Below are 15090 nucleotides of genomic sequence, written 5' to 3'. Positions count from 1 at the left end.
CACAGCCTGTTGAAGGCCCAGGGTGGTCGTGGGGTGCTGATGGGGGGTGTCGGCGGTGTCGCGAACGCGAAGGTCGTGATCATCGGCGCCGGTGTCTCGGGTCAGAACGCCGCGAACATTGCGCTCGGGATGGGTGCGGACGTGACGTTGCTGGACACCGACCTGGACAAGCTGCGGATGTCGTTCTGGCGCTACAACAACCGGGTCCACGGCCTGGCGTCGTCCAGGCTGGCGGTGGAGCAGCAGGTGATGGAGGCTGACATGGTGATCGGTGCGGTCCTGATCCCGGGTGCTGCGGCGCCGAAGCTGGTGTCGAACGAGCTGGTGTCGCGGATGAAGCCGGGTTCGGTGCTGGTCGACATCGCGGTGGACCAGGGTGGGTGCTTCGAGGACACCCGTGCCACGACGCATGACGACCCGACGTATGAGGTGCATGGGTCGACGTTCTACTGCGTGGCGAACATGCCGGGTGCGGTGCCGAACACCTCGACGTATGCGTTGACGAACGCGACGTTGCCCTACACGGTCAAGCTCGCTGACCACGGGTGGGCCGAGGCCAGCCGTCGTGACCACTCGCTCGCGCTGGGCCTCAACACCCACGCCGGGCAGCTCACCAACGCACCCGTCGGGGAGGCCGTCGGCATCGACGCGGTCAGCCTCGACGAGGTGCTGGCGTAGCCGGCGAGGACCGACCCGACCCGCGCCTCCTGGTGCTGGCCGCCGCCCTCTTCCTGGTCGGCACCAACGCGTTCGTGATCGCCGGCGTCCTGCCCGACGTCGCGGCGACGTTCGACGTGAGCACGGGTCAGGCCGGCTACGCCATCGCCTGGTACGCCGGCACGGTCGCCGTGCTGGGGCCCGTGATGGGCATGACCCTGGCCCGGGTCCCCAGGGAGGTCATGGTCGGCGGCGGGCTCGCCCTGGTGACCGTCGGCACCGCGGTCGCGGCGCTCGCTCCCGGGCTGGGCACGTTCATCGGCGGCCGGGCCGTCGCCGCGGTCGGTGGCGCGGCGCTGGTCCCCACGGTCTTCGCGGCGGTACCGCGCATGGTGCCCCACGCGCGTCGTGGGCGGGCGCTGTCCTTCGTGGAGCTCGGGTTCGCGCTGGCCGTCGCCGTCGGCGCCCCGCTGGGCACGGTGCTCGCCAACATCGGCTCGTGGCGCCTGGCGATGCTGGCGCTCACGGTGCTGGCCGCGCTCGTCACCGTCGCGGCGGCGCTCGTCGTCCGCGACCTGCCGCCGGCCCGGCGGCTGACGCCTCGGGAGAGCGCCGTCGTGCTGGTCGACCAGCGGCTGGTGCTGCTGATGCTCACCAACCTCCTGCTGATGCTGGCCTTCAACCTCGTCTACACGTTCAGCTCGGTCATCGCCGGCGACGTCACCGGGGACAGCGGGGTACGGCTGGCCGGGCTCCTGGCGGTGTGCGGCATCGGCGGGCTGCTCGGCACCCTCCTGGGCGGTCCGCTCACGGACAGGTGGGGCAGCGGGCGCGCCGGGGTGGCGGCGCTCGGGGTGTTCCTCGCGTCGGTGACGACGCTGGTGTGGTGGCACTCCGGTCCGCTCACCTGGGTCCTGTTCCTGGCGCTGGGCGCCTCCTCGCAGATGGCCGTCGTGCCGCAGCTGCACCGGCTCTTCGAGGTGCGACCGGCGGTGGCGACCGTCTCGACGTCCTGGAACTCCACCGCCATGTACGTCGGTGTCGCGACCGCGCCGGTGGTGGGCGCCCGCCTGCTGCCGGGCGGTCCGGGCCCGCTGGCGATCGGGGCCGCCGCAGCCGCGCTGGCGGCGCTGGTCGTCTACGTCGCCACCCTGGACCTGCGCACCGACCGGTTCCGGGCCGAGGCGCGTCCCTGACGTCGAACCGCCCCCGATCCAGGGGTCGGGCCAGGGCTGATCCCGATGGGCCGGAGGGACGGACCGGAGCAGACTGGTGATGTCGGGGAGACGCCCCGGCGCCGACCGAAGGAGCACCACCGACATGAACGACATCCAGCAGAGCTTCGCCCGACAGGGCCTGGTCCGACCGCGCGGCAGCCGCCTCCTGGGTGGCGTGTGCGCCGGCATCGCCCGCCGCTTCGGCATGGGTGAGTGGACCGCGCGCCTGCTGTTCGTGCTGATCCTCATGGTGGTGCCCGGCAGCCAGCTCCTGATCTACCCGGTCCTGTGGATCCTGATGCCGTCGGAGGAGAACGTCACCCTCGCGAACCCGCAGACGGTCTACCCCGGCCACCCGGTCCCGCCGACCGCCGGCGGCCCGGCCGCCTGACGTCGTACGCCGCTCAGGTCGGCAGCTCGTCGCCGCGTGCGGCGACGAGCCCGGCCGGGGCCGTGAGCCGCCATGCCTCGAACGCCAGCTCCGCCAGCTCGTCGCGCTCGACCCCGTCGAGGTGGACCACCACCCACCCGAACGCCCCCGCGGTGAACTGCACCTCGAACACCTCCGGCCGTTCGGCCACCAGCGCCAGCTGCTCGGCCAGCGGCTGCTTGAGCCCTACCGTCCGCGTCGGCTCCCACAGGTAGCCGAACGTGTGCGAGTCGACCTGGAAGCGCGAGTAGCGGCCGTGGTCGCTCCGCACGACGTCGGGCAGCTGCCCCGCCAGCTCCAGGAAGTCCGCGATCGTGCACATCGCCGCCCACGCTAGCGGTGGCCGTCGACGGGCCGACCCGTGTTACATGGAGTCCGCGCGCGCCCCGGCGGCGGGAGAGGCCGGCGTGAGGCGCTCCCGCATGAGGACCACCGCCGTGGCCAGGGCGACGGTGGCCGGCAGCATGAGGATCCCGATCGTCAGCATGCCGAGCAGGTTGACGAGCCCGAGGAGACCGACCACGACGAACGCCGCCGCGACCCACCAGGGCCGAGGCGGCAGCGACGCCAGGACCGCCACCAGGGTCGTCGCGCCGAGCAGGAGGCCGCCGACGAGGTAGGCGCCGTCACCCAGGATGCCGCGGAGGGCGGCGGTCAGCCCGACGCTCCACAGGCCCGCGGCGGTCAGGAGCAGCGGGATCGTCCGTGATGAGTGCCAGCTCATGATGACGACCTCCGGGATGATTGTTGAACGCGTTCAACAATCATGGCACGACCGGCCCGCCGTGTCGCCCACGATCCGACCGACGTCAGGCGGCGGGGCGGTGCGGGATCAGCAGCACGATCAGCGCCGTGAGGACCGAGGCGCCGGCGCAGAGGGCGAAGAGCTCGCGGTAGGCGTCCAGCGACGGCACGGCGAAGCCGCTCAGGATGACGGTGTTCGCCGCGAGGATGCTGCCGCCGACCGCCGAGGCGAGCGAGCTGCCGAGGCTGCGGAAGAGCGTGTTGAGCCCGTTGGCCGCCGCGATCTCGCCCGGTGGCGTGTGTGCGTTGATCAGCGACGGGATCGCCGCGTAGCCGATGCCCGTGCCGATGCCCACGACGGTCGCGCCGACGATGATCTGCCACAGGCTGTCGGTGACGACGATCCGCATCACCCACCCCGCTGCGACCACGCCGGCGCCCAGCGCGAGGGTCTGCGGGGCGCCGCGCCGCTCGATCAGCCTGGCCGCGACCGGCGAGAAGAGCAGCATGGCCAGGCCGCTGGGCAGCATCGCCAGCCCGCCGACGAGCAGGCTGGAGCCGAAGCCGTATCCGCTGGCCTCCGGCGCCTCGACGTACGCCGCCGTGCCGATGAACGACGCGAACAGCGCGAAGCCGAAGAGGACCGAGGCGAGGTTGGTCAGGACGATCGGCCGGCGGCGCAGCGCCATCAGGTCGACCAGCGGGTCCTGGATACGGGTCTGCGACCAGCCGAACAGCACGACGGTGACGGCGGAGACGACCAGCAGGACGGCGACGCGCGGGTCGTCCCAGCCCCAGGCGGCGCTCTGGCTCAGCGGCAGCAGCAGGGTGACGAGGGTGACCGCGAGGAGCGCCGAGCCGACGAGGTCGACGCGGCCGCCGCTGCGGTAGCCGGACTCCGGCACGACCGTCAGGATCCCGAGGAAGGACACCAGGCCCGCGACCGAGGTGATCCAGAAGAGCGCGTGGAAGTCGGCGTTCTCGGCCACGAACCCGGCGAGCGGCAGGCCGAGCGCGCCCCCCACGCCGAGCATGGCGCTGATGAGGGCGATCGACGAGCCGACCTTCTCCTTCGGCATGGTGCTCGCGAGCAGGCTGATGCCGAGGGGGATCGCCGCGGCGGACGCCCCTTGGATCGCGCGGCCGACGATCAGCAGGGTGATGTCGCTGGTGAGGGCGGTGAGCAGCGAGCCCGCGGTCAGTGCGCCGATGGCGACCAGCAGCATCAGCCGCTTGCCGAACATGTCGCCGAGGCGGCCCATGATCGGCACGGTGACCGCGGCGACGAGCAGCGTGGAGGTCAGCAGCCAGCTCACGTTGCTCGCCGACGTCTCCAGCTCCGCCGGCAGGGTGCCGAGCACGGGGATCAGGACGGACTGCGACAGCGCCACGACGAGGGCGCCGAGACCGACGACCACGAGCTGGAGGTTCGCCGTGCGGGACGACATCGGGCGGGTGACGTCCGCATCGGCGGCGGGCTTGATGTCTGACATGACTGGCACGCTAGGCCATAGGTGGCACTGCGTGCCAATCGTGACGCTTCGGGCTGGGGCGGATAGGTTGCGGGGGATGACCACCGACGGACCGAGTGCCACGACGCCCGGAGCGATGACCCTGCGCGACCACGCACGGGGAGCCGTGCGCGACGAGGTCATGCGGTGCGCCTGGCTGTTGTTCCTGGAGCACGGCTTCGAAGGCACGACCGTCGACCAGATCGCCGAGGCCGCGGGCATGTCGCGCCGCACCTTCTTCCGCTACTTCGCCGGCAAGGAGCAGCTCGTCCTGGAGCGTCTCGTCGAGTCGGGGCGGTCGATCGCCGACGAGCTCGCTGCCCGACCCGCGTCCGAGAGCGCCTGGTCTGCCCTGCGAGCGGCGTTCCAGGCGGTCGTCGTCCTGCAGGAGCAGCACCCCGACCAGGCCCGGCCCCTCATGGTCATGCTGCGCACCGAGCCGGCCCTGCGCGGGAGCGTGCTCGAGCGCCGCCGCCGCTGGCACGAGCTGCTGACGCCGCTGGTCACCGCGCGGCTGCCCCGCGGCCGCGGTGCCGCGGCCGACGTACGCGCCGCGGCGGTCACCGGCAGCGCCCTGGCCTGCCTCGAGGCCGCCCAGGACGCCTGGACCGACCACCCCGGGACCTCCCTGCCCCGGCTGCTCGACCAGGCCATGGCGGCGGTCGCTCCGCTCTGATGCTGGATGTAACACGTCGTTCTGACCTCTACCACGTCGATATTTCGACGTGGTAGGGGCAATTTCGACGTGTTACATGAGGCCGCGAGCGCACCCACTAGGGTGGCGGGACACGTCTCGTGGAGCAGGAACCCGGTGGAAGTCCGGGGCGGTTCCGCCACTGTGAGTGCCCGCGAGGGCACCAGCCAGACACTGGCCACGGGACCTCCGCCTACAGGGGCGAGAACCCCGGGAGAACCATGCGCATCGCACTGCTGTCGACGTCCGACACCGACCTCCTCTCCGCCCGGGCCTCCGGCGCCGACTACCTCTGGGCCAACCCGTCGCGGCCCGGCCACCAGTCGATGGGCGCGGCGATCGAGGGCGCCGACCTCGTCGTCGGGCGGATCCTGGGCTCGCCGCAGGACCTCTGCACCGGCTTCGCCCGCATCCGCCAGACCGGCAAGCCGATGGTGGTGCTCGGCGGCGAGCAGACGCCCAGCGCGGAGCTGATGGAGCTCTCGACGGTCCCGATCGGCGTCGCCGCCGAGGCGCACCGCTACCTCGCCGAGGGCGGCCCCGCCAACCTCGCCCAGCTGCACGCGTTCCTCTCCGACACCGTGCTGCTGACCGGCGAGGGCTTCGAGCCGCCGGCGGCGCTGCCGGAGTGGGGGTACGGCGAGCGGGTGGCGGGTGACGCGACCCTGCCGCGGGTGGGGATCCTCTACTACCGGGCGCACGAGGCCAGCGGCAACACCGCGTTCGTGCACGCGCTGGCCGACGCGGTCGACGCGACCGGCCGGGCCGTCGGCGTACCGATCTTCGCGGGCTCGCTGCGCTCGGCGTCCGACGACCTCTACGCGGCGTTCGCGACGCTGGACGCGCTGGTCGTCACCGTGCTGGCCGCGGGCGGCAGCAAGCCGGCCACCGCGAGCGCCGGCGGCGACGACGAGGCGTGGGACGTGGAGCGCATGGCCGCGCTCGACATCCCGGTGCTGCAAGGGCTCTGCCTCACCAGCAGCCGCGAGGAGTGGGAGGCATCCGACGACGGGGTGACCCCGCTGGACTCGGCGACACAGGTGGCGATCCCGGAGTTCGACGGTCGGATCATCACCGCACCCTTCTCCTTCAAGGAGGTCGACGAGGACGGGCTCCCGCGCTACGTCGCCGATGCGGAGCGCTGCGCCCGCGTGGCCGGGATCGCGGTCAACCACGCCCGTCTGCGCCACATCCCTGCGGCGGAGCGCAAGGTCGCGCTGATGCTGTCGGCCTACCCCACCAAGCACTCGCGCGTCGGCAACGCGGTCGGCCTCGACACGCCGGTCTCCACGATCCGGCTGCTGCGCCGCCTGCGCGACGCCGGCTACGACCTCGGCGCCCCCGGGTCGATCCCCGGCCTGGAGGAGGCCGACGACACCGTCGCCGGCGACACCCTCATCCACGCGCTGATCGCCGCCGGCGGCCAGGACGAGGAGTGGCTGACCAGCGCGCAGCTCACCGACGCGCACGTGCGGATCGGCAAGGCCGACTACGACGCCTGGACCGCCGACGTGCCGCGCGCGCTGATGGACGACATCGTCGGCGCCTGGGGCGAGTCGCCCGGCACCCTGTTCGTCAACGACAGCCAGGAGATCGTGCTCGCCACGATCCAGGCCGGCAACGTCGTGCTGCTCATCCAGCCCCCGCGGGGCTTCGGCGAGAACCCGGTCGCGATCTACCACGACCCCGACCTCGCGCCCAGCCACCACTACCTCGCGGCCTACCGCTGGCTGGCCGCGCACCCCGACCAGGGTGGCTTCGGCGCCCACGCCGTCGTCCACCTCGGCAAGCACGGCTCGATGGAGTGGCTGCCGGGCAAGAACGCCGCGCTGTCGGCCGCCTGCGCCACGGACGCCGCGATCGGCGACCTGCCGTTGATCTACCCGTTCCTCGTCAACGACCCCGGTGAGGGCGCCCAGGCCAAGCGCCGCGCGCACGCCACGATCGTCGACCACCTGATCCCGCCGATGGCGCGGGCGGAGTCGTACGGCGACATCGCGCGGCTCGAGCAGCTGCTGGACGAGCACGCCAACATCGCGGCCATGGACCCGGCCAAGCTGCCGGCGATCCGCGGCGAGATCTGGCAGCTGATGCACGCCGCCGAGATGCACCGCGACCTCGGGCTGGACGAGCGCCCGGACGACGCGGAGTTCGACGAGTTCATCCTCCACGTCGACGGCTGGCTCTGCGAGATCAAGGACGCCCAGATCCGCGACGGCCTGCACGTGCTGGGCCAGGCGCCCGCCGGCGAGGCCCGGGTCAACCTGGTGCTCGCCATCCTGCGCGCCTCGCAGGTGTGGGGCGGCGAGACCGCGGCCGTGCCCGGTCTGCGCGCCGCTCTCGGGCTCAAGGAGAACGCCGAGGCCACCACGGCCGTCGACGCCATCGAGCAGCAGGCGCGCGACCTGGTCCTGCGCATGGAGGCGGCCGGCTGGGCGCCCGAGGCCGCGTCGACGATGCACGACGACCCGGAGGTCCAGCGGGTGCTGGCCTTCGCCGCCACCCAGGTCGTCCCCCGGCTCGGCCGCACGACCGACGAGCTCGACGCGGTGCTGCACGCGCTCGACGGCGGGTTCATCGCCGCCGGGCCGTCCGGCAGCCCGCTGCGCGGGCTGGTCAACGTGCTGCCGACGGGGCGCAACTTCTACACCGTCGACCCCCGCGCGGTGCCGAGCCGGCTGGCCTGGCAGACCGGGGTGGCGATGGCCGAGTCGCTGGTGCGCAAGTACGTCGAGGAGACCGGCGGCCACCCCGAGTCGGTGGGCCTGAGCATCTGGGGCACCAGCGCCATGCGCACCTCCGGCGACGACGTGGCCGAGGTGCTCGCGCTGCTGGGCGTCCGGCCGGAGTGGGACGAGGCGTCGCGGCGCGTGCGCGAGCTGACCGTCGTACCTCTGGAGGAGCTAGGCCGCCCGCGCATCGACGTGACCGTGCGGATCAGCGGCTTCTTCCGCGACGCCTTCCCGCACGTCGTGACCATGCTCGACGACGCCGTGCAGCTCGTGGCGGCGCTCGACGAGCCGCCGGAGCAGAACTTCGTCCGCGCCCACGCCCAGGCCGACCTCGCCGAGCATGGCGACGAGCGCCGTGCCACGACGCGGATCTTCGGCTCCAAGCCGGGGTCCTACGGCGCCGGCATCCTCCAGGTCATCGAGTCCGGCACCTGGCGCGACGACCAGGACCTCGCCGAGGTCTACACCGCCTGGGGCGGCTTCGCCTACGGGCGCGACCTCGACGGCGTCGCGGCGGCCGACGACATGCGCACGTCGTACCGGCGGATCAAGGTCGCCGCCAAGAACATCGACACCCGCGAGCACGACATCGCCGACAGTGACGACTACTTCCAGTACCACGGCGGGATGGTCGCCACCGTGCGCGCGCTGACGGGCACCGACCCCAAGGCCTACGTCGGCGACTCCACGACGCCCGACGCCGTGCGCACCCGCACGCTCCAGGAGGAGACCAACCGGGTGTTCCGCGCCCGGGTGGTCAACCCGCGCTGGATCGGCGCGATGCAGCGCCACGGCTACAAGGGCGCCTTCGAGCTGGCCGCGACCGTCGACTACCTGTTCGGCTTCGACGCGACGACCGGGGTCGTCCACGACTGGATGTACGACACGCTCGCCAAGGAGTACGTCCTCGACGAGACCAACCAGGCGTTCATGAAGCAGTCCAACCCCTGGGCGCTGCGCGGCATCGTGGAGAAGCTGCACGAGGCCGTCGACCGCGGGCTCTGGGAGTCCCCCGACCCCGACGTCCTCGCCGCCATGCAGCAGGTCTACCTCGACCTCGAGGGCGACCTGGAGGACCGGTGAGGACCGCGTTCGGCTCACCGGGTCTCGAGGCTCGTCGCTGGCGCTCCTCGCACCTCGACCACCGAGGAGCTCTCGGTGGTTGAGGTGCGAGCGCAGCGAGCCTCGAGACCACGCCGCCTGCGGGTCATCGGCTTCGGGATGGGTCCGCAGCACGTCACGCCGGAGGCCGCCGCGGCGATCGCGTCGGTGGACTACCTGGTGGCCTTCGCCAAGGGCGAGCGCGACGACCCGCTGCTGGCGGTGCGCGCCGAGGTCGCGCGGCAGTACGGCGACCCGCCGGTCGTCGTCGTGCCCGACCCGCCGCGCGACCGGGCCGACCCGGCCGACTACGCCGCGGCCGTGCGCGACTGGCACGACGCCCGGGTGGCGGCGCTGCGCGCGGTGCTGGAGGAGCGTCCGGGCGACGTCGGGATCCTGGTGTGGGGCGACCCGTCGCTCTACGACTCGACCCTGCGCCTGGTCGACGGGCTCGACGGCGCCCTCGGGCTCGAGGTCGACGTGGTGCCGGGCATCAGCGCGCCGCAGCTGCTCGCCGCCCGGCACCGGATCGTGCTCCACGAGGTCGGCGCGCCGGTGCACGTGACGACCGGGCGTCGGCTGCGCGAGGCGGTCGAGGCCGGCCAGGACAACCTCGTCGTGATGCTCAACAGCGGCCTGGACCTGGACGGGCTGGAGGACTGGTCGATCTGGTGGGGCGCCAACCTGGGCGCCGCCGGCGAGGCGCTGGTCGCCGGCCGGGTCGGCGACGTGCTGGTCGACGTCCTCGCCGCCCGGGACGCGGCGAAGGCCGAGGCCGGCTGGGTCATGGACCTCTTCCTGCTGCGGGCGCCGTGAGCGGCCTGCTGGTCGCGGGGACGACGTCCGACGCCGGCAAGAGCATCGTGACGACCGGGCTGTGCCGCGCGTTCGCCCGCCGCGGGGTGCGGGTGGCACCGTTCAAGGCGCAGAACATGTCCAACAACTCGATGGTCACCCGTGACGGGGCCGAGATCGGTCGCGCCCAGTGGGTGCAGGCCCTCGCGGCCCGCGCCGAGCCCGAGGCCGCCATGAACCCGGTCCTGCTCAAGCCCGGCAGCGACCGCCGCAGCCACGTCGTGGTGATGGGCCGGCCCGCCGGCGAGGTGTCCTCGGCGAACTGGACCGACGGCCGCGCGCACCTCGCGCGGGCGGCGTACGCGGCCTACGACGACCTGTCGTCGCGCTACGACGTCGTCGTCGCGGAGGGCGCCGGCAGCCCGGCCGAGGTCAACCTGCGGGCGGGGGACTACGTCAACATGGGCCTCGCCCAGCACGCCGGCCTGCCGACCGTCGTGGTCGGCGACATCGACCGGGGCGGCGTCTTCGCGGCGTTCGTCGGGACGCTCGCGCTGCTCGACGACAGCGACGCGCGGCTGCTGGCGGGGTGGGTGGTCAACAAGTTCCGTGGCGACCTCGACCTGCTGCGGCCCGGGCTCGACGACCTCGTGGCCCGCACCGGCCGACCGGTCCACGGGGTCCTGCCGTGGCACCCGGACGTCTGGCTCGACAGCGAGGACGCCCTCGACCTGGAGGGGCGCCGCTCCGGCGCCGGAGGGGTACGCCGGGTGGCGGTCGTCCGGCTGCCGCGGATCAGCAACTTCACCGACGTCGACGCGCTCGGCCTGGAGCCCGACCTCGACGTGGTCTTCGCCGGCGCACCGCGCGACCTCGCCGACGCCGACCTGGTCGTGCTCCCGGGCACCCGCGCCACGATCAGCGACCTGGCGTGGCTGCGCGAGCGCGGCCTCGCCGACGCCGTCGTCGCGCACGCCGCGGCCGGGCGGCCGGTGCTCGGCGTCTGCGGCGGCTGCCAGATGCTCGGGCGCACCGTCGCCGACCCGCACGGGGTGGAGGGCGCGCCGACCACGATCGAGGGTCTCGGGCTGCTCGACCTGGTCACGGAGTTCACGCCCGACAAGGTGCTGCGCCGCCACGACCCGGCCGGCTACGAGATCCACCACGGCCGGGTGACCGGCTCGCTCACCGAGGGGACGGTGACCGGCACGATGGTGCACGGCGCACTCGAGGACGACGCCCACCGCGCGGCGTACCTCGACCGGGCGCTGGGCGTCACGAGCCGGGCGTCCTTCCCGGCGGCGCGCGAGCGGCGCCTCGAGCTGCTCGGCGACCTGCTCGAGGAGCACCTCGACGTGGACGCGCTGCTCGCGCTGGCGACGGGACCTCGGCGATGAGGGTCCTGGTGCTGGGCGGCACGGCCGAGGCCCGCGCGCTCGCGGCCGTGCTCGTCGACGAGGGCGCGGAGGTCGTCTCGTCGCTGGCCGGCCGGGTGGCACGGCCGCGGCTGCCCGTGGGCGAGGTACGGATCGGTGGCTTCGGCGGGGCCGAGGCGCTGCGGTCCTACGCCGCGGCGTTCGACGCCGTGGTCGACGCGACGCACCCGTTCGCGGCGCGGATCTCCGCCCACGCCGCTCACGTCGACGTGCCGCTGCTGCGGCTGGCCCGGCCGGGCTGGACGACGCGGGCGGGCTGGACCTGGGTCGACACCCACGACGAGGCGGCCGAGGTCGCAGGCCGCCTGGGCGACCGACCGGTGCTGACGGTGGGGCGTCAGGCGCTGGGGCGCTTCGTCCCGGCGCTGCGGCTGCGGGCGGTCCTGGCGCGGGTGGTCGACGAGCCCGAGCTCGCGCTGCCGCCGTCGTGGACAGTGCTGCACAGCCGGGGCCCCTACGAGCTCGACGGCGAGCTGGCGCTGCTGCGCGGTCACGGAGCCGACGTGCTGGTCACCAAGGACTCCGGCGGCGAGCACACCCGCGCCAAGCTCGACGCGGCCGAGGCGCTCGGGGTGCCGGTGGTGGTGGTCCGTCGGCCTGCCGTCCCCGAGGGCGTCGAGACCGTCAGCGACGTCGAGGGCGTGCGGAGATGGCTGCGCACACTGCCAGTGCCGCCAGGTCGACCCGCTGCGCCAGCCGCCGGGCGCGGGTGACGTCGTGGACGCTCACCTCCCGGCCGTCGCCCAGCACCGGGCGGTCCTCGACGCGTCCGGCGTAGACCGTGCGGCCGCCGAGCCGGACCCCGAGCGCGCCGGCGAAGGCCGCCTCGACCGGTCCCGCGTTGGGGCTGGGGTGGTCTCCGGCGTCACGACGCCAGGCACGTACGGCGCCGGCCGGGTCGTCGCCGAGCGCGACGGTCAGCGCGGCGGTGAGCCGCGACCCCGGCAGGTTGAGCAGGTCGTCGAGGCGGGCCGCGGCCCAGCCGAACCGCTCGTAGCGCGGCGAGCGGTGACCCACCATCGCGTCGAGGGTGTTGGCGGCGCGGTAGGCGAGCAGCCCCGGCGTTCCGGCCAGGGCGCCCCAGACCAACGGGGCGACGACGGCGTCCGAGCTGTTCTCGGCCAGCGACTCCACCACCGCGCGGGCGACGCCGGCCTCGTCGAGCGCCGCGGTGTCGCGACCGACGAGGTGCGTGAGGCGCCGACGCGCGTCGGGCAGCCGCCCGGCCTCGAGCAGGTCCTGCACCGCTGCCGCCTCGCGGTCGAGCGAGCGGCCGCCCAGCACCACCCAGGTCGCGGCGGCGGTGGCGAGCGTGCCGCGGCCGGCCACGCGGCCGAGCGCCGCGGCGCCGCCCACGAGCAGCGCGACGTGCAGCACCCCGGGCGCGCGGCGGTCGGCGTGCGTGCGACGCTCCAGGGCGGCGGCCAGCCGGCCGAAGCCGGCCACCGGGTGCCCGCGCCGCGGGTCGCCCAGCGCCGCGTCGGCGGCGTAGCCCAGCACCAGTCCGAGGGAGGTCATGGATGAGGGTCCTGGTCACGGGCGGCGTGCGCTCGGGCAAGTCGCGGCACGCCGAGTCGCTGCTGGCGGGAGAGCCCGCGGTCACCTACGTCGCCCCCGGTCCGGTGCGCGACGACGCCGACTGGGCGCTGCGCGTCGCCGCCCACCGCGAGCGGCGGCCGACGACGTGGACGACGCTCGAGACCGGAGACCTCGCCGCCGCGCTGGGCGTCGACGGGCCGGTGCTGGTCGACTGCCTCGGCACCTGGCTCACCCGCGTCGTCGACGACGCCGGGCTGTGGGAGGCGCCGGCCGACGAGGTCGCCGCTCTGGTGGCCGAGCGGACGGCCGCGGCGGTCGCGGCGATGAGCGGCACGGTCGTGCTGGTGACCAACGAGGTCGGGCTCGGCGTCGTGCCGGAGCACCGGTCGGGCCGCCTGTTCCGCGACCTGCTCGGCACCGTCAACCAGTCCTTCGGCGCCGCCTGCGACGAGGTGCACCTGGTCGTGGCCGGCCGGGTGCTGCGGCTCTAGTCGCCTCACACCCATGACCACGCCAGCAGGGTGGTCGCGAGCGCCAGCTCGATGCCCGCGCCGAAGACGTCGCCGGTGACCCCGCCCAGGCGCCGCACCGTGCGCCGTACGAGCGCCAGGACGACCAGGCCGCCGGCGCCGGACAGCAGCACGCCGCCGAGCACGGCGACCGGCAGTGGGACGGTGCGCGTGTAGGTCACGCCCAGCCCGTCGGCCCGGGCGGCCGGGACGGCGGTGCAGCACACGATCCACAGGGCGCAGCGCGACAGGCAGACCAGCAGCCCGGCCAGGCAGGCGCCGAGGGCCGTCGTGCCCAGGGGCGCCAGGGCGGCGGCCTGCACGCCGAGCACAACCACGGTGGCGACCACGCCCGCAGGGCCCGACGTCCCGGACTTCATCACCGTCAGCGACCGCTCTGCGTCGTAGGAGGCGGTGAGCCCGTCGGCGACGTCGGACAGCCCGTCCCAGTGCAGCGCGCGGCTGCCCGCGGCCAGCGCGGCCACGGCCACGAAGGCGACGGCGAGTGGCGGCAGGCTGCTGAGTCCGCCCAGGAGGAGCAGGACGGTGACCAGGGCGCCGAGCGGCAGCACGGCGAGCGGTGCGAGCAGCATCGCGCGCCCGGCGACCCGGCGGTCGACCGTCGACGGCGCCGCGACCGGCAGCGCGGTCAGGGTGCCGACGGCCAGCCGCCAGGCGTCCACGCTCAGAGCTCCGCGAGCAGCGCCACGTCGCGCAGCAGTGCCACGGCCGAGCGCAGCACCGGCACGGCCGCGACCGCACCCGAGCCCTCGCCCAGCCGGAGGCCGAGGTCGAGCACCGGCACGAGGCCGAGCTTGTCGAGCGCCAGCGACTGGGCCGGCTCGGTGGAGCGGTGCCCGGCGGCGTACCAGGCGGCGACGCCCGGCTCGATCCGGTCGGCGGTGAGCGCGCAGGCCACGGCCATGAGGCCGTCGAGCAGGACCGGTACGCCGAGGCGCGCGGCCTCGAGCAGGAAGCCGGTCGACGCGGCGAGGTCGGCGCTGCCCAGCGCGGTGAGGGTCTCGACGGGGTCGTCGGTGCGGGACCCGGCGCGGCGCAGGGCCGCCTCGATCACCTCGGTCTTGCGCCGCAGACCGGCGTCGTCGACGCCGGTCCCGCGACCGACGACCTCGGTCGCCGGCAGGCCGAGCCCCGCCGCCACCAGCGCCGCGGCGGGGGTGGTGTTGCCGATGCCCATGTCGCCGCTGAGCAGCAGGTCCGCGCCGGCGGCGACCTCCTCGCGCGCGACCGTGGCGCCGGCGTCGAGCGCCTGCCGGGTCTCCTCGGGACTGAGCGCGTCCTCCAGGTGGATGGCGCCCGAGCTGCGCCGTACCTTGTGGGCCAGCACGTCGGCCGGCACCCCGACGAGGTCGTCGTCCACGCCCAGGTCGAGCACGCGGACGCTCACGCCGTGCGCGCGGGCGAGCGCGGAGACGCCGGCCCGGCCCGCGAGGAAGGTGCGGACCATGGCCGGCGTGACCGCGGGCGGGTAGGCCGAGACGCCGTGGGCGGCGACGCCGTGGTCGCCCGCGAAGATCACCAGCCGTACGTCGGTCAGCTCGCGGGGCGGCACGCAGCCCTGCGTCGCCGCGACCCAGACCGCCAGGTCGCCGAGCCGGCCCAGGGCGCCGGCGGGCGTGGCCAGCGCGGCGAGCCGCACCTGCGCCGCAGCCCGGGCGACCGCGGAGGGCGCGGCGAGCGGCTCGCGGGTCACAGGCTGGTCGT

General features: G+C 74.4%; 15 protein-coding genes and 1 riboswitch. Of the genes, 9 read left to right on the top strand and 6 right to left on the bottom strand.

The genetic code is table 11. The features are described from left to right. The 3 genes from E4622_RS21830 to E4622_RS21820 all read left to right on the top strand — a co-directional run. Positions 1–678: NAD(P)-dependent oxidoreductase (locus tag E4622_RS21830; RefSeq protein ID WP_209022045.1), on the top strand; the 678-nt coding region annotated here is incomplete at its 5' end. A 32-nt stretch (positions 679–710) separates the two neighbouring features. Next, entirely contained in the window at positions 711–1853 is a 1143-nt protein-coding gene (locus tag E4622_RS21825; RefSeq protein WP_209022044.1) for an MFS transporter, read from the top strand. Between the two features lie 124 nt (positions 1854–1977). Next, entirely contained in the window at positions 1978–2265 is a 288-nt protein-coding gene (locus tag E4622_RS21820; protein WP_134742339.1) for a PspC domain-containing protein, read from the top strand. A gap of 13 nt (positions 2266–2278) precedes the next feature. Here the strand turns inward: E4622_RS21820 and E4622_RS21815 are convergent, their stop codons facing one another. The 3 genes from E4622_RS21815 to E4622_RS21805 form a co-directional block, all read right to left on the bottom strand. Then, the gene (locus E4622_RS21815) at positions 2279–2626 is read right to left on the bottom strand and encodes an MmcQ/YjbR family DNA-binding protein (RefSeq protein WP_134742338.1); all 348 of its coding nucleotides are present in this window, start codon (positions 2624–2626) and stop codon (positions 2279–2281) included. Between the two features lie 42 nt (positions 2627–2668). Beyond that, the gene (locus tag E4622_RS21810; RefSeq protein ID WP_134742337.1) at positions 2669–3028 is read right to left on the bottom strand and encodes a hypothetical protein; all 360 of its coding nucleotides are present in this window, start codon (positions 3026–3028) and stop codon (positions 2669–2671) included. An 85-nt stretch (positions 3029–3113) separates the two neighbouring features. Further along, positions 3114–4541 (bottom strand): MFS transporter, encoded by a 1428-nt coding sequence (locus E4622_RS21805; RefSeq protein ID WP_134742336.1) that lies wholly within the window; start codon positions 4539–4541, stop codon positions 3114–3116. Positions 4542–4617: 76 nt separating this feature from the next. Between E4622_RS21805 and E4622_RS21800 the strand changes: the two genes are divergently transcribed. The 5 genes from E4622_RS21800 (at position 4618) to E4622_RS21780 (ending at position 12030) form a co-directional block, all read left to right on the top strand. Next, on the top strand, positions 4618–5235 hold the full coding sequence (locus E4622_RS21800; protein ID WP_167736196.1) for a TetR family transcriptional regulator: 618 nt from the start codon (positions 4618–4620) through the stop codon (positions 5233–5235). Positions 5236–5321: 86 nt separating this feature from the next. Next, a riboswitch (cobalamin riboswitch) is annotated at positions 5322–5451 on the top strand. A gap of 23 nt (positions 5452–5474) precedes the next feature. After that, a complete protein-coding gene (gene cobN, locus E4622_RS21795; protein ID WP_134742334.1) occupies positions 5475–9068 on the top strand; it encodes a cobaltochelatase subunit CobN in 3594 nt (1197 codons plus the stop codon). A gap of 75 nt (positions 9069–9143) precedes the next feature. Further along, entirely contained in the window at positions 9144–9902 is a 759-nt protein-coding gene (gene cobF, locus E4622_RS21790) for a precorrin-6A synthase (deacetylating) (protein WP_245156151.1), read from the top strand. Continuing rightward, entirely contained in the window at positions 9899–11278 is a 1380-nt protein-coding gene (locus E4622_RS21785; protein WP_134742333.1) for a cobyric acid synthase, read from the top strand. The genes cobF and E4622_RS21785 overlap by 4 nt, the downstream gene beginning before the upstream one ends. After that, a complete protein-coding gene (locus tag E4622_RS21780; RefSeq protein WP_134742332.1) occupies positions 11275–12030 on the top strand; it encodes a cobalt-precorrin-6A reductase in 756 nt (251 codons plus the stop codon). Before E4622_RS21785 ends, E4622_RS21780 begins: the two co-directional genes overlap by 4 nt. On the opposite strand, the gene E4622_RS21775 is transcribed toward E4622_RS21780, so the two are convergent. Continuing rightward, entirely contained in the window at positions 11942–12835 is an 894-nt protein-coding gene (locus tag E4622_RS21775) for a cobalamin biosynthesis protein (protein ID WP_134742331.1), read from the bottom strand. The two genes, E4622_RS21780 and E4622_RS21775, sit on opposite strands and share 89 nt — an antisense overlap. 2 nt (positions 12836–12837) lie before the next feature. Here E4622_RS21775 and E4622_RS21770 point away from each other — a divergent pair, with 2 nt between their 5' ends. Further along, positions 12838–13347: a bifunctional adenosylcobinamide kinase/adenosylcobinamide-phosphate guanylyltransferase gene (locus E4622_RS21770; RefSeq protein ID WP_134742330.1), complete on the top strand. Its 510-nt coding sequence runs from the start codon at positions 12838–12840 to the stop codon at positions 13345–13347. 5 nt (positions 13348–13352) lie between these two features. Here the strand turns inward: E4622_RS21770 and E4622_RS21765 are convergent, their stop codons facing one another. Next, positions 13353–14048, bottom strand: coding sequence for an adenosylcobinamide-GDP ribazoletransferase (locus tag E4622_RS21765; protein ID WP_245156150.1), 696 nt, complete (start codon positions 14046–14048; stop codon positions 13353–13355). 2 nt (positions 14049–14050) lie between these two features. Further along, entirely contained in the window at positions 14051–15079 is a 1029-nt protein-coding gene (cobT, locus tag E4622_RS21760; RefSeq protein ID WP_134742348.1) for a nicotinate-nucleotide--dimethylbenzimidazole phosphoribosyltransferase, read from the bottom strand. Positions 15080–15090 lie beyond the last annotated feature (11 nt).

It is taken from the genome of Nocardioides sp. 503, assembly GCF_004522095.1.
GTDB lineage: Bacteria > Actinomycetota > Actinomycetes > Propionibacteriales > Nocardioidaceae > Nocardioides.
This window is presented reverse-complemented; position numbering and strand designations above follow the sequence as displayed.